A 590-nucleotide genomic window follows, 5' to 3' on the forward strand; every position below is an offset into this window, starting at 1 on the left:
CTTGCAAAGGTACCCTCAGTACGGTTGGTAATCGTACGCAGAGCGCATTAGTAGAAGGGTGCTTGACTGTGAGGCAAACAGGCCGAGCAGGAGCGAAAGCTGGCTAAAGTGATCCGGCGGTTCTGTATGGAAGGGCCGTCGCTCAAAGGATAAAAGGTACTCCGGGGATAACAGGCTGATCTCCCCCAAGAGCTCATATCGACGGGGAGGTTTGGCACCTCGATGTCGGTTCGTCACATCCTGGGGCTGGAGAAGGTCCCAAGGGTTCGGCTGTTCGCCGATTAAAGTGGCACGTGAACTGGGTTCAGAACGTCGCAAGACAGTTCGGTCCCTATCTGTGATGGGCGTTAGAAAATTGAGTGGACATGACCTTAGTACGAGAGGACCGGGTCGTACGTACCGCTGGTGTATCAGTTGTGCCGCCAGGTGCAGTGCTGAGTAGCTATGTACGGACAGGATAAACGCTGAAAGCATCTAAGCGTGAAACCTTCCACGAGATGAGTTTTCTTTTAAGGGTCGTCAGAGACTATGACGTTGATAGGCTACAGGTGTAAAACTGGTAACAGTAAAGCCGAGTAGTACTAATTGCC

The 590-nt window shown here is 52.0% G+C and carries 1 rRNA gene; it reads left to right on the forward strand.

Features of this window, described 5'->3' with window-relative positions:
• Positions 1-590, forward strand: a 23S ribosomal RNA gene (locus IEY39_RS29650); the annotation flags it as partial.

Origin of the sequence: Puia dinghuensis, assembly GCF_014642875.1 — a bacterium.
In the GTDB taxonomy this organism is placed as follows: Bacteria; Bacteroidota; Bacteroidia; order Chitinophagales; family Chitinophagaceae; genus Puia; species Puia dinghuensis.